The organism is Mycobacterium persicum (assembly GCF_002086675.1).
Classification (GTDB): Bacteria; Actinomycetota; Actinomycetes; order Mycobacteriales; family Mycobacteriaceae; genus Mycobacterium; species Mycobacterium persicum.
This window is the reverse complement of the sequence record NZ_MVIF01000342.1, coordinates 1-281: the sequence shown is the minus strand read 5'-3', so window position 1 is coordinate 281 and position 281 is coordinate 1. Positions and strand designations below refer to the sequence as shown.

Annotated in this window: 1 protein-coding gene; it reads right to left on the bottom strand. The window is 45.2% G+C overall.

What is annotated here, in order from left to right; translation table 11 throughout:
* Positions 1-70 precede the first annotated feature (70 nt).
* The coding region (locus tag BST40_RS29925) for a hypothetical protein (protein WP_208618970.1) at positions 71-281 on the bottom strand (211 nt) is incomplete at its 5' end.

Genomic DNA, 281 nt, shown 5'->3' with positions numbered 1-281 from the left:
CGCCAAGAGTGTCTTTAGCTGTTGATTTTCGGTAAGGGTGACCCGCAGCGCTTCCGTAATTTTGTCGATCTTATTTTGCATCTCTGCTATTTTCTGCAGATTTAACATCGGAACTATTTAAAGCGATGGCGACCAAGTCGTCAACACTCATGTTTGCCAAGTTAGGCTCCTTTTCGGCAGAAAAGACCGCACCGGAATTCTCTGGCAATAGCTTTCTCAGAAAATCTAAAACGTTCGCTTGGGCGAGGTTGTTAGCGGGAATCGACATGATTAAGTCGTGA